The organism is Pigmentiphaga sp., assembly GCF_019689535.1.
Classification (GTDB): Bacteria; Pseudomonadota; Gammaproteobacteria; order Burkholderiales; family Burkholderiaceae_B; genus Pigmentiphaga.
Genome location: NZ_JADGHH010000047.1, coordinates 1 through 20,160, shown reverse-complemented (window position 1 = coordinate 20,160; position 20,160 = coordinate 1). Strand labels below are relative to the sequence as shown.

19 protein-coding genes are annotated in these 20,160 nt (G+C 64.3%); 4 read left to right on the top strand and 15 right to left on the bottom strand.

Annotated features, from left to right (window positions below; translation table 11 throughout):
- Nucleotides 1-1,052: tripartite tricarboxylate transporter substrate binding protein (locus tag IRZ12_RS06170; RefSeq protein ID WP_296465754.1), on the top strand; the 1,052-nt coding region annotated here is incomplete at its 5' end.
- 29 nt (nt 1,053-1,081) lie between these two features.
- Here IRZ12_RS06170 and IRZ12_RS06165 read toward each other — a convergent pair.
- The 6 genes from IRZ12_RS06165 to guaD all read right to left on the bottom strand — a co-directional run bounded on the left by IRZ12_RS06165 (nt 1,082) and on the right by guaD (nt 6,935).
- Nucleotides 1,082-1,846 (bottom strand): LuxR C-terminal-related transcriptional regulator, encoded by a 765-nt coding sequence (locus tag IRZ12_RS06165; RefSeq protein ID WP_296465751.1) that lies wholly within the window; start codon nt 1,844-1,846, stop codon nt 1,082-1,084.
- 104 nt (nt 1,847-1,950) lie between these two features.
- Complete coding sequence (gene ptsP, locus IRZ12_RS06160; RefSeq protein ID WP_296465748.1) at nt 1,951-3,687, bottom strand: phosphoenolpyruvate--protein phosphotransferase; 1,737 nt, start codon at nt 3,685-3,687, stop codon at nt 1,951-1,953.
- 3 nt (nt 3,688-3,690) lie between these two features.
- Nucleotides 3,691-3,960, bottom strand: coding sequence for an HPr family phosphocarrier protein (locus IRZ12_RS06155; RefSeq protein ID WP_296465745.1), 270 nt, complete (start codon nt 3,958-3,960; stop codon nt 3,691-3,693).
- A 2-nt stretch (nt 3,961-3,962) separates the two neighbouring features.
- Nucleotides 3,963-4,376, bottom strand: coding sequence for a PTS mannose transporter subunit IIA (locus IRZ12_RS06150; RefSeq protein ID WP_296465743.1), 414 nt, complete (start codon nt 4,374-4,376; stop codon nt 3,963-3,965).
- 2 nt (nt 4,377-4,378) lie between these two features.
- Nucleotides 4,379-5,350: a glutathione synthase gene (gene gshB, locus IRZ12_RS06145; protein ID WP_296465740.1), complete on the bottom strand. Its 972-nt coding sequence runs from the start codon at nt 5,348-5,350 to the stop codon at nt 4,379-4,381.
- 172 nt (nt 5,351-5,522) lie between these two features.
- Nucleotides 5,523-6,935, bottom strand: coding sequence for a guanine deaminase (guaD, locus tag IRZ12_RS06140; protein ID WP_296465738.1), 1,413 nt, complete (start codon nt 6,933-6,935; stop codon nt 5,523-5,525).
- 178 nt (nt 6,936-7,113) lie between these two features.
- Between guaD and IRZ12_RS06135 the strand changes: the two genes are divergently transcribed.
- Nucleotides 7,114-8,037: an alpha/beta hydrolase gene (locus IRZ12_RS06135; RefSeq protein ID WP_087782786.1), complete on the top strand. Its 924-nt coding sequence runs from the start codon at nt 7,114-7,116 to the stop codon at nt 8,035-8,037.
- 22 nt (nt 8,038-8,059) lie between these two features.
- Here IRZ12_RS06135 and IRZ12_RS06130 read toward each other — a convergent pair whose 3' ends face one another.
- The gene (locus tag IRZ12_RS06130; protein WP_296465730.1) at nt 8,060-9,853 is read right to left on the bottom strand and encodes an ABC transporter ATP-binding protein; all 1,794 of its coding nucleotides are present in this window, start codon (nt 9,851-9,853) and stop codon (nt 8,060-8,062) included.
- A gap of 380 nt (nt 9,854-10,233) precedes the next feature.
- On the opposite strand from IRZ12_RS06130, the gene IRZ12_RS06125 reads away from it, so the two are divergent.
- Both IRZ12_RS06125 and IRZ12_RS06120 read left to right on the top strand, forming a co-directional pair.
- Nucleotides 10,234-11,682 (top strand): alpha/beta hydrolase, encoded by a 1,449-nt coding sequence (locus IRZ12_RS06125; RefSeq protein ID WP_296465727.1) that lies wholly within the window; start codon nt 10,234-10,236, stop codon nt 11,680-11,682.
- A gap of 223 nt (nt 11,683-11,905) precedes the next feature.
- Nucleotides 11,906-12,385, top strand: a complete 480-nt coding sequence (locus IRZ12_RS06120) for a carboxymuconolactone decarboxylase family protein (RefSeq protein ID WP_087782782.1) — start codon at nt 11,906-11,908, stop codon at nt 12,383-12,385.
- 8 nt (nt 12,386-12,393) lie between these two features.
- Here the strand turns inward: IRZ12_RS06120 and IRZ12_RS06115 are convergent, their stop codons facing one another.
- The 8 genes from IRZ12_RS06115 to IRZ12_RS06080 form a co-directional block, all read right to left on the bottom strand.
- A complete protein-coding gene (locus IRZ12_RS06115; RefSeq protein ID WP_087783100.1) occupies nt 12,394-13,428 on the bottom strand; it encodes a LysR family transcriptional regulator in 1,035 nt (344 codons plus the stop codon).
- A gap of 98 nt (nt 13,429-13,526) precedes the next feature.
- Nucleotides 13,527-14,405 (bottom strand): RNA polymerase sigma-70 factor, encoded by an 879-nt coding sequence (locus IRZ12_RS06110; RefSeq protein WP_296465718.1) that lies wholly within the window; start codon nt 14,403-14,405, stop codon nt 13,527-13,529.
- 4 nt (nt 14,406-14,409) lie between these two features.
- Nucleotides 14,410-15,117, bottom strand: coding sequence for an ABC transporter ATP-binding protein (locus IRZ12_RS06105; RefSeq protein WP_087782780.1), 708 nt, complete (start codon nt 15,115-15,117; stop codon nt 14,410-14,412).
- Complete coding sequence (locus IRZ12_RS06100; protein WP_296465709.1) at nt 15,110-15,874, bottom strand: ABC transporter ATP-binding protein; 765 nt, start codon at nt 15,872-15,874, stop codon at nt 15,110-15,112. Before IRZ12_RS06100 ends, IRZ12_RS06105 begins: the two co-directional genes overlap by 8 nt.
- The gene (locus IRZ12_RS06095) at nt 15,871-16,890 is read right to left on the bottom strand and encodes a branched-chain amino acid ABC transporter permease (protein ID WP_296465706.1); all 1,020 of its coding nucleotides are present in this window, start codon (nt 16,888-16,890) and stop codon (nt 15,871-15,873) included. Before IRZ12_RS06095 ends, IRZ12_RS06100 begins: the two co-directional genes overlap by 4 nt.
- Nucleotides 16,891-16,892: 2 nt before the next feature.
- Entirely contained in the window at nt 16,893-17,753 is an 861-nt protein-coding gene (locus IRZ12_RS06090; RefSeq protein WP_296465703.1) for a branched-chain amino acid ABC transporter permease, read from the bottom strand.
- A gap of 114 nt (nt 17,754-17,867) precedes the next feature.
- Nucleotides 17,868-19,043, bottom strand: a complete 1,176-nt coding sequence (locus tag IRZ12_RS06085) for an ABC transporter substrate-binding protein (protein WP_296465699.1) — start codon at nt 19,041-19,043, stop codon at nt 17,868-17,870.
- A gap of 124 nt (nt 19,044-19,167) precedes the next feature.
- Entirely contained in the window at nt 19,168-19,953 is a 786-nt protein-coding gene (locus tag IRZ12_RS06080) for a GntR family transcriptional regulator (protein ID WP_296465696.1), read from the bottom strand.
- Between the last annotated feature and the right edge of the window lie 207 nt (nt 19,954-20,160).

Below are 20,160 nucleotides of genomic sequence, written 5' to 3'. Positions count from 1 at the left end.
ATGGTGGTGAGTCTCTCCTTCCCAGCACAGTCGCCAGGTCGCGCCCCATCTCCATGTCCGCACGGCCGCGGGCATTTCTCGCCGGATGCGCGCTCCTGGCCGCCGGCACCTCCGCGGCAGCGCCTTCGCTCGTCCATGCGGCGGAAAACCCTGGCGGCTATCCCCAGCGAACGATTACGTTGGTCGTTCCCTTTACCCCAGGCACCAGCGCGGACATCTTCGCGCGCCTGATCGGGCCCAAGGTATCGGAACGGTGGAAAGTCGCAGTGGTGACGGAAAATCGCCCCGGTGCCGGCGGCAACATTGGCGCAGAATATGTGGCACGCGCGGCGCCGGACGGGTACACCCTGCTCATGACCGCCACCGCATTCGGGACGACCCCGGTGCTCAACAAGAACACGCCTTTCGATCCCATCAAGTCCTTTCGCCCGGTCGGATTGGCCGCCACGAGCGTCATGGCGCTCGTGGCGCCAAGCAAACTGCCCGCCAACTCCGTGCAGGACTTGATCCAACTCGCCCAATCCCAGCCAGGCAAGCTCAACTACGCTTCACCCGGGGTGGGAACGGCCCAGCATTTGGCCATGGAGCTCCTCAAGCAAAGCGCCGGCATCAACATGGTCCACGTGCCGTACAAGGGAACGGCTGGCGCACTGACTGACGTGATGGGGGGCCATGCCCAGGCGATGGTCACCAGCCTTGGCGCGGCCACACCTTTCCTGCAGAGCAAACAGCTCAAGGTGCTCGCCGTCATGAGCAAGAAGCGCGTACCCGAACTTCCCGACTCCTCGACCGTCGTCGAACAAGGGCATCCCGACCTTGTCGTCGATACTTGGTACGGCATGCTGGCGCCCGCAAACACGCCCGACGCCATCATCGCCAAGTGGAACCGGGAACTCAATGAGCTGCTGCGGTCGCCAGAAATCATCGCGGCGCTTCAGAACCAAGGGCTGATACCGGGCGGCGGCACGCCAGAGGATCTGGGATCGCTCATCCAAGAAGAGCTCGCTCGCTGGACGAAGGTCGTGAAGGCGGCCAACATCGTTGCCGACTAAGGCCCCGACTCCGCCGGAAAACGCTCCCCCTACAACAGCCCCCGGAAGATGGCCTGGGCGATGGCGGCCTGCTTGTTGTTCACCTTGAGCTTGCCGAACACGTTGCTGAAATGGAAGTTCACGGTGCGCTCGCTAACGCCCAGGATGTGCGCTGTTTCCCAACTCGTTTTCCCGACCGCAGCCCAGCGCAGGCATTCGAGCTCGCGCGCCGAGAGCCGGGCCGACTTGGGCGTGGGCGGGGGCAACCTCAGGTAGGCGTCAAGCAGGAGCGACGCGGCATGATGGCAGAGGCTCGTCAACTGGCCCGGCCCCAGCGGCGGCGCGTAGCCGCTACCCGCTCCGAACAAGAGTGAAAAGCAGGCCGCGGTGGCGCCAGGATGCTGGGCCTCGGCGACGAGGAACAACGCACTATGGGCGCCGAGGCGGCGCAGCTCCCGGTGGAACGGCGAGGAAGGCGGAGTATCGTCCAACGCGCAGCGCAGGGTCCGGATGTGGCCCGGCCGGCTGCCACTGCGGGTGACCAGCGGCAGCAGCTCGGACCGGAAGCCGCTCCACCACCTGGGCACGTCTTCGCACAACCAGCGCAGCGAGGGACCGCCCTGGGCGCGTTCGATCACACTGAATGCATGGCGCCGCGCGCCGAGTTCGTCCGTAAATTCCTGCACCACCTTTTTGAGATCCGCGACGGACGAAGCCTCGAAAAGAGGTCGCAGGGTACTGAGCGCACGGGTCGCCGTTTCCTGGCTCTCCGGGCCCCGGACCGCCCCGCGACGCGGCGGCTTCGAGGTGTGCACGGGACCTTTCATTCCACCTGGCGATGTAAGTTTTGTAACTTAATATGACATACTCACCGGGTGGGGAATAGCACGGACTGCGCTCAAAAGGGCGCACTTATTGCCTATTGACGCAGCAGAGAAAGGTCCATCTCGGCTGCGCGGTTCAGGACGGCTGCCACCTTGGTGCGCAACGCATTGGAATGCGCCTGCAGGATCTCGCGCTTGACGTCCAGCAACTGCTGCGGGTGCATGGAGAACTGCGTCAGGCCCAAGCCCAGCAGCAGGCGCGTCAGCTCGGTGTCCCCGGCCATTTCCCCGCACACCGACACAGGCTTGCCGGCCCGCGCGCCGGCGTTGATCGTATTGGCGACCAGGCGCAGTACGGCCGGATGCAGGGGATCGTACAAGTCCGCCACCTCCGGGTCAGCCCGGTCTATCGCAAGCGTGTACTGGATGAGGTCGTTGGTCCCGATCGACAGGAAATCGAACGCATCGACGAAGGGCTCGATCGCAATGGCGACCGCCGGCACTTCCACCATGGCCCCCACCGGAATGTCCTTGCCATAAGGTTGCCCGCGCGCGTCCAACTCCTGCCGGGCTGCCGCGAGCGCCGCATACGCCGCGCGCGCCTCCCGCAAGTGGGCGATCATGGGGACCAGTATCCGCACCGGCCCATGTGCGGAAGCCCGCAGGATGGCGCGCAGCTGGGTCGCGAACAGCTCGGGATGCGCCAGGCAATAACGGATGGCGCGCTTGCCGAGGGCCGGGTTGGTGGCCACGGTGGCTTCGCCGTCGAGCGCCTTGTCCGAGCCGATGTCCAGCGTCCGAATGGTGACAGGGCGTCCGCCCAGCGTACGCACGACGGACGCGTAGGCCTCATATTGTTCGTCCTCGCTGGGCAGGTCGTCGCGCCCCATGAAGAGGAATTCGCTGCGGAACAGCCCAATGCCCTCCGCCCCGGCATCGACCGCGGCCTGTGCTTCCTCGGGCAGCTCGATGTTGGCCAGCATGGAGATCGCCACGCCATCCAGCGTGATGGCCGGCACGTCCCGCAAGGACGCCAGCGTGGCGCGCTCCCGCACATAATCGGCCTGCCGGACCCGGTACTCCTCAATGACCGCGGCGGGCGGATTGACCAGGAGTACCCCTGCTTCGCCATCGACGATGACCATGTCGCCGTCGCGCACCAAGGTGCGCGCCACGCCAAGCGCCACGATGGCCGGCACGCCCATGCTGCGCGCAACGATGGCGGTATGGGAGGTGGCACCGCCCAGGTCCGTGGTGAAGGCGGCAAAGCGCGCGCCCCGCAGCTTGAGCATGTCCGCCGGGGCAATATCGTGGGCCACGACGATGAGAGGGTCGCCGTTGTCGGGGATCGCCTCGCTCTTGAGCTTGCGCGGACGGCCGTCGGCCTCGGCCAGCGCATGCAGGATGCGCTCTATCACCTGCCGGACGTCCCCCCCGCGTTCGCGCATGTATTCGTCGTCCATCTGCTCGAACTGCTCTGCCAGGAGCTGTCCTTGTGCAGTCAACGCCCATTCCGCGTTGTAATGCCTGCTCCGGATGATCTGCAGCGGCTCCTGCGAGATCATCGGATCGGCCAGGATCATGCTGTGAACCTGCAGGATGGCGCCGAGTTCGCGGGGCACGTCCGCGGGCAGGTGGGCGGCCAGCTGGGCCAGTTCGTCGGAGGCGGCGCGAATGGCAGCTTCGAGGCGGGCGCATTCGGCCTGGACGTCCTCCTCGGCAATGCGATAGTGGGTCACCTCGAGTGCAGCCGCGCCAATGATGACGGCGCGGCCTATGGCATAGCCGCGCGACACTCCCAGTCCGTGCAAAGCCAACATCGAGGTTTCCATGGACTACTCCGCCTCGCCGAACTTCTGCTCGAACAGGGCCTGGATCTGGTCCAAGGCCTCTTGGGCGTCCTCGCCCTCGGCGTCGATCGTCACCTTGCTGCCCATGCCGGCGGCCAGCATCATGACCCCCATGATGCTCTTGGCGTTGACGCGACGCGAGCCCCGGCTGATGTGGATCTCGCTGCGAAATTTGGTGGCGAGCTGGGTGAGCTTGGCGGACGCCCGCGCGTGCAGGCCCAGCTTGTTACTAACGATAATGTCGATACTCGGCATGTTCAGTGGTCTTCGGAGTCGCCTTCGACGCGCAAGACACCTTGTGCGCCGCCTGATAGCGCGCGCTGCGCCAAATCTTCCAAGGAAAGGTGCCTATACGGCAAGGTACGCAAAAGCATCGGGATGTTGACGCCCGCGAGCACGGTCGTCGGCGTTCCCAGGCGGGCGGCCTCGCGCGCGGCGCGATGGGTCTGGTTGGAAGGGGTGGCCCCCACCACGTCGGTCAACACCAGGACTCCGCCCTCTCCGGACAAGGCCTGGATGCGCTCGAGCACCGCGCGATACATGTGGTCGGGATCCTCGTCCGCCCCCGCGTCGTAGACTTGCACGCCGGACAGTTCGCCGAAGATATGCGACGCGCACGACAACAGCGAGGACGCGAGCGGCTCGTGCGCAACGATGACGATTCCGGCCATGCCTAGCGCGCTCCCTGCGACGCAGCGACGGCCTCCTCCAGCGCCTGCGTGAACATGGCGCCGACGTCGAATCCGGTCTGTTCAGTGATTTCGCAGAAGGTCGTCGGGCTCGTCACGTTGATTTCGGTGACATAGTCGCCGATCACGTCCAGCCCGACGAGCAGCAATCCGCGCGCGGCCAGCTTGGGGCCGAGTTCGCGCGCGATCGCGAGCTCGCGCTGGGACAAAGGCTGCGCCACCCCGCGCCCGCCTGCCGCCAGGTTCCCCCGCGTCTCGCCCGCCTGGGGAATGCGCGCCAGGCAATAGGGCACCGGCTCGCCGCCGATCAGCAGCACCCGCTTGTCGCCGTGGACGATCTCGGGAATGTAGCGCTGCGCCATGATGCTGCGCCGGCCGTTGTCGGTCAGCATTTCGAGGATGGCGTTCAGGTTGGGTTCCTTGGGCCCGATGCGGAAAATGCCCGTGCCGCCCATGCCGTCGAGCGGCTTGACGATGACGTCGTGATGCTCCCGGTGGAAAGCCTTCAGCCGTGGCATGTCCCGGGTCACCAGCGTGGGCACGGTCAGGTGGGGGAATTCCGCAATCGCCAGTTTCTCGGGGTGGTTGCGTATGGCCGCGCCGGAATTGAACACCCGTGCGCCCTGCGCTTCGGCCCGTTCGAGCAGATGCGTGGAATACACGTATTCCATGTCGAACGGCGGGTCCTTGCGCATCAATACTGCATCGAACGCCGTGAGCGGCTGGTCGCCCTCGGGGCCTTCCTGCCACCACGCGTGTCCGCGCAGGTCCGCACCGGGCACAAGCTCGATGGGCCGCGACGCCGTGCGCACCACGCCGTCGATGACGTAGAGATCCCCCTGCATGGCGACGCTCAGCCTGTGGCCGCGCGCCACGAGCGCCCGCATCATGGCCACGGACGTGTCCTTGTAGGCCTTGAGCGCTGGAAGTGGGTCAATGATGAAAAGTACGTGCATGATGGCCTTGTTTGCCCGCGAAAGGCGAGCGCGGAAAGGAGGTCGATTCTAGCAAGCCCCGCGACAGCCGCATGACGGCTGGTGCGCAGGGGCCGATAAGTCGCGTTGTAACAAATCTGGCGGGCTGCCGTCGCGTTTCCTCCCGCGGCAACAGGCCGCACGGCACCCTGGATCACGCATCAGCACGCACCGGCATGCCGTCGGCGTAGCAGAAAGGCTGCGGTTGCCGCGCACGGTCGTACACCGGTCGACCGGCCACGTAGGTGGCACGCACCGCCCTATCGTCGCCCAACGTCATCAGCACGAACAGGCGTTCCATCACATCCGTGCAATAGCGCATCCGGAAATCCATCAGGGGCGTGGCCTTCAAATCCAGCACGACCAGGTCCGCGTCGTATCCGGGCTCCACGGCACCGAGCCTATCGTCCAGATACAAGGCTTGTGCCCCACCCCGGGTAGCGAGGTAGAAAGCGTGTGCAGCGGTCAGCCTGGTCCGGTTCATGGCCGCGACCTTGTATGCCTCGTTCAGCGTCTGCAGGGGTGAGAATGCCGTGCCTGCGCCAATGTCCGTGCCCAGGCCGACCCGTACCGGCCGATCCGCGCGCTTGGCGTCGAACAGCCGGAACAACCCGCTGCCGAGGAAAAGATTCGAGGTCGGACAGTGCGCAAGTGCCGCGCCGCAGTGGTGGCAGGCGCACAACTCGGCCTCGGACACGTGCACGGCATGGGCGAAGATGGCGCGCGGGCCGGCCAAGCCGGCGCGCCGATAGATGCCGAAGTAGTCTTCGTCTTCTGGAAAAAGCGACGCGATCCACTCCACCTCGCCTGGGTTCTCGCTCAGGTGGGTCTGGACGTAAGTCCCGGGATGTTCGCGCCAGAGACGGGCCGCTGCCGCGAGTTGCGCCTCGGACGACGTCCCCGCGAAGCGGGGCGTAATGCAATAGAGCTGCCGCCCTTTGCCGTGCCATTTTTCTATCAGCGCCTTGGACTGCGCGTACCCGGACTCCGCGGTATCGAGCAGGGCAGGCGGTGCATTCCGGTCCATCAGCACCTTGCCGGCGATCATGCACGTCCCGAAGCGCTCCGAAACTTCGAAAAACGCATCCACCGACTCGGGGTGCACCGTGCAATACACGGCCGCGGTCGTCGTGCCCGCGCGCAGCAACTCCCGCAAGAACAGCTCGCTCACCACTTCGGCGTGGGCGCGATGGGCGAACTGTTGCTCGGTCACGAAGGTGTACTTGTGCAGCCACTCCAGCAATTGCTCGCCGCAGGCGCCGATCATCTGCGTCTGTGGGTAGTGGATATGGGTGTCGATAAAGCCCGGCAGGATAAGCGCGTCGGGATAGTGCGCGACGGGCATGGACCCTTCCACCCGCGCCCGCAGCCCGTCATAAGGCCCGGCCTCGAGGATCTTGCCGTCTTCGATCACCACCAGCGCATCGGGCAAATGGACGAACGATTCGGCCGGCTCGGCCAGGAACGGGTCGGCGTGGAAGCTGAGCATCCCGCCGCGCAGGGCGTGCCGCCCGGCCGCGAAACGCGGGCTGGCGGGGTCGGAAGCCGTTGGGGGACATGGCGTCATGGGCGTCCTCGGGCATCGGGAATACGGATGCGGCCGCAAGACTATCGCGTACTGCCGCAACCCGCATCATAATGGCAGCTTTCCCGATGAGGGAAAGGGGCGACGAAAGACGCTGCGGCGCCCCTGCCCCCGTTCCCTGCCCGCGCGCTGCATGCGCTCATCGTTGCGAGGATAGACCGTGAGCACCATTTCCTCTCCCGCGCTGCCCGAGATTCCCGCGTGGCTCCGCCAGTCCATGGCGGAGGTCGGCCCCCGCTGGGGCACCAGCGTCCAGGCGCACGTCAAGCAAATGGTCGACGGCTTCACCCAAGTGCTGCGCGACGCGCCCAAGCTCGGCACCGTCCGGCGCAATCTTCCCTATGGGACGGACCCTCGCCAGTGCGTGGACGTCTACTTCCCGCAGCAGCCAAGCGACCAACCCCGCCCCGTACTGATGTTCGTGCACGGCGGCGCCTTCGTCGAAGGCGAGAAAGACCGCACGGAGGAAATCTACGGCAATGTGCTTTGGTATTTCGCCCGCCATGGCGTGATCGGCGTCAACGTCGAATTCCGGCTCGCACCCGAGCACCGTTATCCCAGCGGAACCCAAGACATCGCCGCGGCCGTCGCCTGGGTACGCCGCAACGCGGCCGAACTCGGCGCCGACCCGAACCGGATCTTCCTCATGGGGCATTCCGCCGGCGGCGCCCATGCAGCGCATTACGCCTACGATGCCCGCTTCCAACCCGCCGACGGGCACGGCTTGGCGGGGTTGATCGTGGTGTCCGGGCGCGTACGGGCGGAAAACACGCCGGAGAACCCGAACGCCAGCCGCGTCGAGGCCTACTACGGCAAGGATCCGCAGGTCATGGAAGACGGCTCGGCCGTGAACCACGTCACGCCAGCCGTCCCGCCGACGATGATCGCGGTGGCGGAATACGAGAATCCGCTCATCGACGTGCACTGCGCGGAACTCTTCCACGCCCTGGCCCGCCTGAGGCGGCGCGCGCCGCGGTTCGTCTGGCTGGCCGGCCACAACCACACGTCGATCGTCGCGCATTTCAATACGGCCGAAGAGTACCTCGGGCGCCAGGTCCTCGAATTCATGGCAGCGCCTGCATGACTCCCCAGGGCGACCGGCCGCGCTAGAGGTCTGCAGCGGCTTCCGGTAAAGGCGTCGCCGGCTCGGCCTTCACGCCGGGCCGCTCACCGATCTGCTGCCTCCACATGGCGTAATAGAGGCCCTTGCGCTCGAGCAGCTCGGCATGGCTGCCGCGCTCTACGATGCGGCCCTTCTCCAGCACGAAAATGACGTCGGCCTGCATCACGGTGGACAAGCGATGCGCGATCAAGACCGTGATCTGCGTGCGGCGGGCGCAGATGCGGCGCACCGTTTCGTTGATCTGCTCTTCCGTGAGGGAATCCAGCGCCGAGGTCGCCTCATCGAATATCAGCAGCCGCGGCTGGCGGATCAGGGCGCGCGCGATGGACAGGCGCTGCTTTTCCCCGCCCGACAGCTTCATTCCCATCTCGCCTATGGCCGTATCCAGCCCGTCGGGCGACTTCTCCAGCAAATAAGCGCAAGATGCCTGTTCCATCGCGGCGATCATTTCCTGGTCGGTGGCGTCGGGCTTGACCAGGCGCAGGTTCTCCCGGATCGTGCCGGCAAACATGTGAGCCTCCTGCGTCACGAACCCAATCTGCCGCCGCACGCGGTTAAAGCGCAGCGAAGTCGTCGGTTGGCCGTTGTACGAAACCGTGCCTTCGGCGGGCGGATACAAGCCCACCAGCAATTTGACCAACGTCGATTTCCCGGAACCCGACGGGCCGACGAAGGCGATCGTATCCCCGAGCCGGGCCTCGAACGACACGTCTTCGAGCGCGTAATCCGCTGCCCCCTTGTGGCGAAAACTGACGTGGTCGAACCGAACGTCGCTCACCGGCCCGACGTCCACCGCGCCGGGAGGCCTGCGCTCGACCGGCTTTTTCATCAACGCCGCAAAGTTCGCCAGCGAGGCGTCCACTTCGCGGTAGGCAAGAATGATGTTGCCGAGCTCCTGGAGCGGCGCAAATATCGCCACGGAAATGAACTGCATCGCGATCAGCTCACCCGGGCTCAACACGTCGCGAAAAATGAGCCACAACAGCGCAAACAATATGGAAAGGCGCAGCAGGCTGAGCGTCATCCCCTGGAGGAACGACAGCACCCTTATCCGCTTGACCTTCTCCATCTCCATGGCAAAGATCGCCTCCGTCTGCGCCTGCAGCCTACGTATCTCCGGATAAGTCAGGCCAAGACTCTTGATCAGCTCTACATTGCGCAGCGATTCGGTGATGAAGCCCGAATTGCGGTTGGTCTCGCGCACAATGGAGCGCTGCTGGGCCTTGATCTCCCGGCTGAGCCACCCCGTCAGGCCGCCCAGCAGCACGACGCCCACCAAGAACACCGGCACCAGCAGCCAGTTCTTCGTCACGGCGTACCAGGTCAGGAAACCGGCGCCCACCGCGGCCGCGAAAACCGTGTTGATGAAGGTATTGATGAACCGTTCGCTGTCCGCCCGGACCTTCTGGAGCAAAGAGAGGACCTCGCCGCTGCGCAAATCTTCAAACTCCTGGAATCGCAGGCGCAACACCTGGCGCAAGCCGTCATTGAACAGCTGCGTACCCAGCTTCTGCACCACCAAGCGGGTGAGGTACTCCTGGATCGCCCGGGCCAGGCGCGAAAGAACGGCGACCAGCACCGCCAGCCCAAGCAGGGCCATGACGCCGGTCACGAGTTCCCGCTCGGTCTTCCCGGCCCGGTTGAGGGCATATTCGTCGATGATCCGGCCGAAGATGATCGGGTCGACGAGCGCCAGGATTTGAGAAGCACCGGCCAGCAACAGCGCAACGCAAGCCAGGGTGCGGTGGGGAGTGAGGTAAGTCCAAAGCACATGCATGGATCGCTTTTAAGGCATTCGGACGTTCCGGGCAATGGGTTGTCCCTCGCTCCTTTTCTGACAGTAGCCTGCGACGACTAAGCCTTGCGAGGCCGTGCCTTTGCAACGGTTCTGCAGTCAAGACAAGGCAACAAAATGAAACGGGGATGACCGCTTCACCGGCGCGTTCAGCACCCCGGGCACCCGCGGCTAGCATCTCGTCCCATGCGCACACAAGCCCTTACGTTTCTTATCTTTGCTTCGTTGCTCGCGACCCCTGGGCAACTATAGGATCCTCGATACTTAGCGCTCTAATTATTTTGGCGGCTAAGCAGAGTCCGAACGCTATGGCGAACGAATAGCCAAGGACCACATCCCCAAAACATGTCGAGGAGACGACCATGCCCAAACCCCAACAGCGTCCGCGTGCTTATGGCCTGCTTCGTTCGCGAAAGAGAGTTTCTCTTGCTGCCAGCGCATTGGCGATGGGGCTCCTCGCAGCGTGCGGCAGTGACAATGACGGCCCCCCGGCGCAAGAAGAGGAAATCGCCGGTTGCGACGGTACCGTTACGTTCGCTGAAACGGAAGGCACCTTCGCCAGCGGAACACCGTGGAACATGCGGCGCCCCACCAAGTGGAACGGCGTACTCATCAACGACCTGGACTACGTGGGCGCCAAAGACAGTGCCCGAAGCTGCTATTGGCTCATGAATGGTTATGGGCTCTCGGGGACGGCGCGCAACCCCCAGAGGACATACAACTACGACCCCGCGAGGGAGCAAGATGAACTGATGCAACTCATCGACATGTTCGCGGAACGGTACGGCAAACCGAAGACCGTCGTGCAGTACGGGCACTCCGGCGGCGGGTTTGACGCCCTCAATATCGCCGAACGCTTTGGGGATCGCGTCGACGGCGTGGTGGCCGGCTGTGCGCATGAGCAAGTCCCGTTAATGAACATGATGATGGATGGGTGGTTCGTCCTAAAAACCCTGATTGCACCTGAATTGAAAATCGTAGGCTTTGATGATCTCGATACCGTGAGCGAACAATCCGCGAAATGGAAAGAAGCGCTCAGTGCCGCACAAGAGACGCCTGAAGGCCGGGCTCGAATTGCATTGGCAGCAGCCATAGGCCAATGGCCGGCGTGGGGAACCACCTCCGTTCCGAAGCCAGACCCCGAAGATAAGGCGGCACTACAAGAGGCGATTTTCGAGACCGTCCTTTTCAACGCCGGTCAACCAGGCGGACAATCCCGATTTATGTCCGAACACGCGGGCGGCTCCCCGGTGCCAAGACAACTTTCTTGGAACAAGGGAATCCATTACGAAGACTTCCTTGGTAACGCGGAACCCATGCTGGGCGCGCTCGTGCAGGCCTTGTACGCAGATGCCGGCCTCGATATGAAAGAAGATCTCGACAAGCTGGCAACCGCCGAACGCATCGAAGCAGATCCTGAGGCAATCGCATTCTGGGCTGCACCGGGAAGGACCGTGCATGGAACACCGACGATTCCTGTGTTGCGGTTCCACACTACCGGAGACAGTCTTGTGCCGCCCACCATCATGGATGCTTATGTACAAAAAATGGAGGCTAATGGCGGGAACACCGCCCTCTACCGAACCACGGTAGTGGACCGGCCGGGACATTGCTCATTCGATCCCTCCGAGTCCGCTGCCGCCGTCGACGCCCTACTGTCGCGAATCAACACCGGCATCTGGCCCGACCTGAGTCCTGATGCCATGAATGCCCGGGCCAAGGAGCTGATCCCTGCTTCGGAGCCTCTCTTCGTTCCGTTTGAATCGCCGCGCGCCAACCGGCCCGACAACGCTCCCCCTGAAGCCATGTAGCCTGGAAATGAAGATGAATCGCGGCGTGCCAAGCGCCGCGATTTTTTTGGCTTTTCCAGATACTCCCATCCCGGCATTGCTTCCTCCCACGCAACACGCTGTTCACTCTCGGGTATCTACCGCCAAGCGTGCCCTGAGCCTAGGATGGTCCCATCGTCAGCCGCCATGCGGCTCCCGATCTTCCGGAGGTTCCGGACAGACCTTTTCCGAATGAGGCAATCGCATGACCCAACGCATCAATGCCTTCGAGCAATCGCCCGAATTGTTCAAGAAACTCGTCGATCTCAGCGCTTTCTTGAAAACCTGTTCCATCGAGCGCTCCACGCTTTGCTTGGTAGACATCCGCGCGTCGCAGATGAACGGCTGCGGCTTCTGCCTGGACATGCACGTCAAGGAAGCCAAGATCCATGGCGAGCGCGAGTTGCGGCTGCACCACGTCGCGGTCTGGCGCGAGTCCACGCTGTTCTCCCCGCGTGAACGCGCAGCGCTGGCCTGGACCGAAGTCCTGACGCGCCTGCCCGCGGAGGGCGTACCCGACGAAATCTACGAGCACGTGCGGGAGCACTTCTCGGAAAAAGAAATCACCGACCTGAGCTTCGCGATCATGGTCATCAATGCCTGGAACCGGCTAAACGTGGGCTTTCGTACCCTGCACGGCACGGCGGACAAGGCTTACGGCCTCGACAAGGCCGGGCTCGCGTGACCGCGCTGTCAGGCAGCCCTGGCGCCCCAGGTAGCCCCGGCGCGCGGCCAGGCATCTGCCGACTGTCCGCAAGACGGTAAATGCAAGCGCGGGCCATCCCGTCGCGGCCGCCCACGCGCGCCCATGTGCTCGATCATGTAGTCGACGAACGCACGTATGCGTCCCGGCAAATGCTGGCGGCTCGGATAGCAAAGGTAATGCCCGCGGTCCGCGGGTGCATGCTGCGACAAGCATGCCACCAACGCACCCGTGCGCAAGTGCTCGTCCACCTGGTAACCCGCCAGCTGCGCGATGCCTTCCCCGGCAAGCACCGCCTGCAAGACGAGGTCTTCGTCGTTGAAGGACAGCATGGCGCGCGGTGCCAACCTGCGGACCCCGCCGTCGACCTTGAATTCCCATTCGCATGCGTGTCCGGATGGCAATCTCAAGCCCACGCAACGATGGTTCGAGAGGTCCTCGAGGTTCCGCGGCAGTCCATGCGCAGCCACGTAGGCGGGCGCGGCGCACAGGAACATCGCCATGGGCATCAGTTGCCGGGCGATGATCGAGCTGTCTTCCATGCGTCCATTGCGAAACGCCACGTCGATGCGGCCTGCAGTGAAGTCGGCAGGCCTATCGTCGAGCAGCAGCTCGACCGAAACCGCCGGATGGGCGGCGCGGAACCCATGCAGCAGGGGCGCGACGACCTTACGCCCGAACCCGGTGGGGCAGACCACGCGCAAATGCCCCGACGGCGGACCCGCGCGCAGCTCCCGCATTTCCTCGACCGCCTGCGCAATCCGTTCCACGCCGTCGCGGCACTTTTCGTAGAATCGTTCGCCTTCGGAAGTCAATGTGGTCCGGCGCGTCGTGCGCACGAAAAGCCGCACGCCCAATTGGGTTTCCAGCTTGCTGACGGAGCGGCTGACGGCCGAGCGGCCTATGCCCAGGCGCTCGCCCGCCTTGGCGAAACTGCCTTCCATCGCGACCGCGATGAACGCCAGCACGCCGGCATGGCTCGCAGCGAAATTGGAAGCCAGGGCGTCGGGTGGGCCGACACGCATGGGCAGGGCCCTGGCAGCCCCGCCGGAAAAAATGTTCGCGTCCATGCCCATAAGACGAACGAAGTAGCCGTTTTGTGACACGGCCCCGGCGCGCCGCCTTATCGCTTGCCCCAGGCGGTAGCGACGACCGCCAGTTTGTCCGGATTGCGCTGCACGAACACGCGGACGATGCGCTCGCCATCGGTCTCGAAGGCCTGGACCGACTCCAGCACGCCGTCGATGAAACGCAGGAGCGCCCACTCCCCATTGACCTGCGCGACCTCCACCCGCAAGCCCTCGCCATGGCGCCGCTTGACCGCGTAGAACAGTTGTGCGAGACGCTTGCCGCCCGCCAGGCGAGCGAAAGCCGGCACCCTGCCGCCGCCGTCACCGATCAGCTCGGCATCTTCGCTGAGCAAGGCGCGCAGCTCGTGGAAATCTCCTCGCCGCATGGCATCTGCGAATGCGCCCAGGAGCCGCCGATGGATCTCCTGCGGCACGGCCCGCCGCGGCCGCGCTTCCCGCAGCTGTTGCTTCGCGCGGCGCACGAGCTGACGGGAGGCCGCTTCGGTCTTCCCGAGGATGCGGGCGACTTCCCCATAATCCGCGTCGAATACCTCGCGCATCAAGAAGGCCGCGCGGGCATCGGGAGAAAGGCGTTCCAGCAGCATGAGGAACGCCAGGGAGACGTCGTCGCGCCGCTCGCGGATCTCCTCCGGCGTCTCGGGCGATTCGGTCAGGATGGGCTCGGGCAACCACACGCCGACGTAACTCTCGCGCTGGGCCTTGAGCTTGCGCAGGCGATCGATGGACAGGCGGGTCGCCACCGTTACCAACCAGGCCTCGGGACTGTCCAGCGCGGGCCGATCGACCTCATTCCACCTCAACCACGCCTCCTGGACCACATCTTCCGCGTCTGCCACGGTGCCTAGCATCCGATAGGCGATCGCGTGCAGGCGCGGCCGCAGACGGGCGAATAACGTCGTGGCGTCGGTCATGGCGTCAGTGCTTGGCCACCCCCAACAGGCGGTCGAGCGTCGGACCGTCGGCCAGCAGGTCCCGGGCAGGGCTGCGGTGCACGACGCTTCCCCGCTCCAGCACGATGGCGTCGTGGGTGATGCCGAGCGCCTTGCGCGCATTCTGCTCGACGAGGATGGCCGACATGCCTTCGTCGCGGATGATGCGCTGCAAGACGTTCATCAACTCCTGGACGATGATGGGCGCCAGGCCTTCCAGCGGCTCGTCCAGCAGCAGCACCCGCGGATTCAACATCAGCGCCCGGCCGATGGCCAGCATTTGCTGCTCTCCGCCGGAGAGCTGATTCCCCATGTTGGCCCTGCGCTCCCGCAACCGGGGAAACATGTCGTAGACGCGCTGCAGATTCCAGGGACCGGGCAGGGCCACCGCCGTCAGATTCTCCTCCACCGTGAGCGACTTGAAAATGTTTCGCTCCTGCGGGACCCAGCCGATGCCCGCCGCGGCGCGCTGGTCGGGACGCAGCGTGGTCAGGTCCCTGCCGCCGAGCGTGATGCGGCCCGCAAAGCGGCGGGTATGCCCGACGATGGTGTTGATGAGGGTCGTCTTGCCAGTGCCATTGCGCCCCAACAGCGCGAGGGCGCGCCCTTCGTCCAAGGCGAGGTCGATGCCCGCCAGCACCTTGGCTTCGCCATATCCGGCGACGATGCCCTCGAGTTTCAACAGCTCAGGCATGCGCCCCTCCCACCGCTTCTTCGCCGAGGTACACAGCCTTCACGCGTGGGTCGCGCGCAATTTCGGCATTGGGCCCCTCCACGAAGAGCCCGCCATTGACCAGCACCGAAATGCGGTCGGCAAAGCTGAAAACCAGGTCCATGTCGTGCTCGATCAACAGAATGGTGACGTCATCGGGCAAGGCGCCGACGGTCTGGAGAATCTCGCGCCGCTCCCCATCAGGCACGCCGGCCACGGGCTCGTCCAGCAGGAGAACGCGCGGCTTGGCTGCAAGCGCCAGGGCGATTTCCAGCAGGCGCTGCTTGCCGTAAGGCAAGACTGCCGTCTTGCGGTCCATCACATCGAGCAGGTTGCATTGTTCGAGCACTGCCGCGCATTCGTCCATGATTTCGCCGCGACGCCCGAGCGGCCGCAAGAAGCGCCAGCCCTGCCCTTCCCGCTCGGCAATCGCCACCGCCATGGCTTCGGCCGGCGTCATTTCGGCGAACAGCTGATTGATCTGGAACGTCCGGACCAGGCCTTTCGACGCCCGCGCATGGACAGGCAGGCCCGTGATGTCCTCACCCTCGAGCTCGATGCGGCCCGAAGTGGGAGCGATCACCCCCGTGAGCAAATTGATGAGCGTGGTCTTGCCCGCGCCGTTGGGGCCGATGAGGGCTTGCCGTGCGCCACGCTCGACCTTGAGCGAGACCTTGTCGGTCGCGACCAGGCCACCGAATCGCTTGGTGAGGTCGAAGGTTTGCAGCACCGTTGTCATCGCTTGCCTCCGTGTCCGCGACGGAACCAGGTCCACGGGCGCACCAGCTTTTCATGGCCCACGACGACGATGACGACAAGCAGCAGGCCGATCCAGAACTGCCAGTACTGTGGCGTCATGCTGGACAGCCAGTCTTGCATGAATTTGAAGACCACGGCACCGATGATGCCGCCATACAAATAGCCGGCACCGCCCATGACCAGCATCAGCATCACGTCGGCCGAGCGGTGGAAATCCAGGACGTCGAGCGAAGCGAATCCGGTGGTTTGCGCCAGCAGGGCTCCCGCCACGCCGGCGTACGCCGCCCCGAGCGTGTAGACCGCGGCCCGCCGGCGGTTCACCGGCACGCCCATGATGGCGGCCCGCAAGGGATTCTGGCGGATGACGTGCAAAGACATGCCAAAGGGCGAATGCACGATGAACCGGGCGATGAAGAAGAGGACGGCCAGCACGGTGATCGAATACAGGTATGCCGTGCGACCGAACAGGTCGAATTCGAACCGGCCGAACAGCGGCACCATGGTGACGCCGGTCAGCCCGTCGGCGCCGCCGGTGAGCCAGTCGAGCTTGTTGGCGAGTTCGTAAAGTATGAGCGCCACGCCCAGCGTCACCATCAGCCGGGTCAGGTCGGACCCGCGCATGACCAGCACGCTGGTCACCAACCCCAGCAGCGCGCTCACGAGGGCCGATATCGCGAGCCCCAGCAAAGGATCCATGCCGAAGTGCTTGGCGAGCAAGGCTGCACAATATGCGCCCAGGCCGAAGAAAGCGGCGTGCCCCAGCGACACGATGCCGGCGTAACCCAAGATCAGGTCCAGCGACACCGCGAACAACGCCAAAATGGCCAACTCGTTCAAGAGCAGGAAGCCGCGGGGCAAGACGAAGGCGGCGCCGATCGCCACCACCCAGAAAACGATTTCGAACCAACGGATGCGCGACCACCGTGCGCCCAACGCGCGTATCGCCGAGGGCGCCGCTGCCGCTTCCTGCCGGGGGATTTGCGTCGCAACGGCCATTTTCACTTACCCCCTGCCCTGGCGAACAGCCCTTGCGGGCGCAGCATCAAGGTGATGATCATGACGCAATAAATAATGAAGGCTCCCAAGGTCGGGATGTAGTACTTGCCGGCAACGTCGGCGATGCCCAGCAGCAGCGAGGCCAACAAAGGCCCGGTAATGGTGGTCGTGCCACCCACGGCGACTACGACCAGGAAATAAATCATGAACTTCAGCGGAAAGGTGGGGTCGAGCCCGAGCAGGTCGGCACCGAGCGCACCGCCCAAGCCGGCAAGCCCGGAACCGAAGGCGAAGGTCGACAGGAAAACCAGGTTGATGTTGATCCCCAAGCCGCTGGCCGCGCGGGGATCATCCACTGCGGCACGCAGGCGGCTGCCGAAACGGGTCTTGCTCAGGATCAGCTGCAAGGCCACCACCAGCATCAGGCAGATGACGATGACGAAGAGCCGGTAATGCCCGACCCCTATGCCGGCGATTTCGGACCGCCCCGTTAGCCATTCGGGTAACTGCAGGAACTGCTGCTGCGACCCCATGAAGTAATCGACGGCCGCCGTCGCCATGAAGGTGAGCCCGATGGAAAACAGCACCTGGTTCAGGTGCGATTGGCCGTACACGCGTTTATACAGCGTGCGCTCGAGGATGGCGCCCAGCAACGCGGAAACCACGAATGCCAAAGGCAGGCAAAGCAGGAACGGCACGTTGAGGCGCGACATGGCCAGCACCGTGACATAGCCCCCCGCCATGGCAAAAGCGCCGTGCGCAAGATTGATGAAGTTCATCAACCCCAGCGTGACGGCCAGCCCGCAGGCCAGCACGAACAACAGCATACCGTATGCGATACCGTCAAACAGAATGGTCAACAAGGAAAGCTCTCCCTGAACGCTCCCGCCCGCCTGAGGGCCGCCAGAGACGCCTGCCTTGCGGCCCGCATCGGGGCGGCCGCAAGGCAGCGCATCGGCGCGCGGGCAAGCGGACGACTACTTGATCTTCGCGGGGTCCTTGACGGCCTCGATCTTATCGAAGGGCACGTTATAGAGCCCGCCGTTCACGCGCTCGACCTTGGTGATGTAGACGTTCTGCACCATTTCGCGCGTTTCCGGATCGAGCATGACCGGGCCGCGCGGGCTATCCCACTTCAGCCCCTTCATCGCAGCCACCAACTTGTCGCCGTTGGTGTCGCCCTTGGTCGCCTCCAGCGCCTTATAGATGAGGTGCATGCCGTCGTAGCCACCTACGCTGTGGAAATTGGGGCGCAGGCCGTTGTTGGCCTTGGCCATGCCGGCGACATAGCTCTTGTTGGCCGGGTTGTCGAGCGCCGCGCTGTAGTGCATGGAGGTCACGACGCCCAGCGCCACGTTGCCCATGTCGTTGAGGATGTCGTCGTCGGTCACGTCGCCCGTGCCGATGAGTTTGATCCCCGCCTTGTCGAGGCCGCGCTCGGCGAATTGCTTCATGAACACGGAACCCACACCCGAGGGAACGAACACGAACACGGCATCGGGCTTGGCGTCGCGCACCCGTTGCAGGAAGGGCGCGAAATCGGGGTTGCGCACGGGTACGCGCAACTCTTGCACGACCTCGCCGCCGCTTTCCGTGAACACTTTCTTGAAGGAGTTCTGGGCATCGATGCCCGGGCCGTAGTCGGACACCAGGGTTACGACGCGTTTGATGCCATTCTGCGGTGCCCACTTGCCGATGCCCAGGGTGACCTGGGGCAGGGTGAAGCCCGAACGCACGATGTACGGCGACTGTTCCGTGATCATCGCCGTCGCGGCGGCCATCACCACCATGGGCACCTTCGCCTGGGTAGCGATGGGGGCCGTCGACAATGCCAGCGGCGTCAGGCCGAATCCCGCCAGCACGGCCACCTTGTCGTTGACGACCAGCTCTTGCGCCAAGCGCTTGGTCATGTCGGCGACGTTGGTGTCGTCCTTGACGATGAGTTCGATTTTCTTGCCCGCGACCGTCGTGCCATGCTGGGCCATATACAACCGCGCCGCGGCTTCGACCTGCCGGCCCGTCGAGGCGAAGGGGCCGGTCATGGGCAGGATGAGCCCGATCTTCACGACGTCCTGCGCCTGCACCGGCAGCGCCGAAGCGCCCGCCAGCACCATCGCGACCGTCATTTTGAGCAAATAGCGTTTCTTGTTCATGCGTGTCTCCTTGCCATCTCACTGATCACTTCAGTGTCGTCCTTCTTTAGCGGCCAACCCGCCGCCATGGGTCATGCTTGATCGTTAGCAGCCACTCCGAAAAAAGACAGCCCGGAACTCGCGCTCACCGCGGCATGCGCCGGCGTATCAGCCGCGCCCCGGGCAGTTGCTCGAACATGTGCTGATTGCGCAGCACCAACTGCATGTTGCGGAAGGCGATGCGTGCGTGCTCCCGCATGATGGCCTCGGCGCGCGCGCCCTCTCGATTCTCTATGGCGGTCAACACCATCCAGTGCTGGTCCTGTGCGACCGTCAGGCTCACCCAGGCCGTCTCGTCTTCGGCCTGCGCCTGCAGAAAGCCGTTGGGCGAAGCGAAGGGTAGATTGGTTGCGCGCGCAATTTGCCGCTCCAAGACAGGACTGCCCGGCAGGCAATGCAGCATGCGGTGAAAGCGATCGTTGAGCTCGATGTAGCGCGACAGGTCGGCCACGCCCTTGTCCCGCCCCTTGAGGGCCTTGTCGATGTCGTTCAGACAATCGCGCATCGCGTCGAGATCGGTGGAAGACACGCCCCGCTCGGCGGCCATGCGCGCGGCCAGGCCTTCCATGGTCCCGCGCACCTCGATGGAATCGCGGATGTCCGCCTCTGTGAACGCCTTGACCGCATAGCCCCCCGAAGGAATGAGCTCCAGCAGCCCTTCGTCTTCCAGTCTCGCCATCGCAGCGCGTATGGGCGTGCGGGAAATGCCGAGCCGCTCGGCCACGCTAGGTTCGGACAGCCGCGCGCCGGGCGTGAGCTCGCCCGAGAGGATGAGTTCGCGCAAGCCCAGCTCCGCCGCGATCGTCTGCGCTCCGCCCGAATTGGTCTTGTTACTTTCAACGCGAACGACTGTTGGGGTACGCTCGGTCATGGGGCCACCTCTGGAAAATTCCGGCGGGCCGGCGAAGCGGCGCGTGCAAGACACCCTGGGCGTCCGGCAGAACGGCAAAAGCGAATCATGTCTCCGTCTAGGTGGCTAGGGAAATTATTCTGGATACAAACTGTATACAGAATAGCTCGACATTAACAAGAGCTGCGCCGCGGCACTAGGGAAAACGCCAGGGTAGGTATACAGCCT

Coding starts and splice junctions, on each gene's coding strand:
- IRZ12_RS06115 (WP_087783100.1), bottom strand. CDS start 13,428: ATGCGTGTCGGCCCACCCGACGCCCTGGCTTCCAATTTCGCTGCGAGC.
- guaD (WP_296465738.1), bottom strand. CDS start 6,935: ATGACGCCATGTCCCCCAACGGCTTCCGACCCCGCCAGCCCGCGTTTC.
- IRZ12_RS06155 (WP_296465745.1), bottom strand. CDS start 3,960: ATGCCGAGTATCGACATTATCGTTAGTAACAAGCTGGGCCTGCACGCG.
- IRZ12_RS06125 (WP_296465727.1), top strand. CDS start 10,234: ATGCCCAAACCCCAACAGCGTCCGCGTGCTTATGGCCTGCTTCGTTCG.
- IRZ12_RS06085 (WP_296465699.1), bottom strand. CDS start 19,043: ATGAACAAGAAACGCTATTTGCTCAAAATGACGGTCGCGATGGTGCTG.
- IRZ12_RS06100 (WP_296465709.1), bottom strand. CDS start 15,874: ATGACAACGGTGCTGCAAACCTTCGACCTCACCAAGCGATTCGGTGGC.
- IRZ12_RS06105 (WP_087782780.1), bottom strand. CDS start 15,117: ATGCCTGAGCTGTTGAAACTCGAGGGCATCGTCGCCGGATATGGCGAA.
- IRZ12_RS06095 (WP_296465706.1), bottom strand. CDS start 16,890: ATGGCCGTTGCGACGCAAATCCCCCGGCAGGAAGCGGCAGCGGCGCCC.
- gshB (WP_296465740.1), bottom strand. CDS start 5,350: ATGCACGTACTTTTCATCATTGACCCACTTCCAGCGCTCAAGGCCTAC.
- IRZ12_RS06130 (WP_296465730.1), bottom strand. CDS start 9,853: ATGCATGTGCTTTGGACTTACCTCACTCCCCACCGCACCCTGGCTTGC.
- ptsP (WP_296465748.1), bottom strand. CDS start 3,687: ATGGAAACCTCGATGTTGGCTTTGCACGGACTGGGAGTGTCGCGCGGC.
- IRZ12_RS06120 (WP_087782782.1), top strand. CDS start 11,906: ATGACCCAACGCATCAATGCCTTCGAGCAATCGCCCGAATTGTTCAAG.
- IRZ12_RS06080 (WP_296465696.1), bottom strand. CDS start 19,953: ATGACCGAGCGTACCCCAACAGTCGTTCGCGTTGAAAGTAACAAGACC.
- IRZ12_RS06150 (WP_296465743.1), bottom strand. CDS start 4,376: ATGGCCGGAATCGTCATCGTTGCGCACGAGCCGCTCGCGTCCTCGCTG.
- IRZ12_RS06110 (WP_296465718.1), bottom strand. CDS start 14,405: ATGACCGACGCCACGACGTTATTCGCCCGTCTGCGGCCGCGCCTGCAC.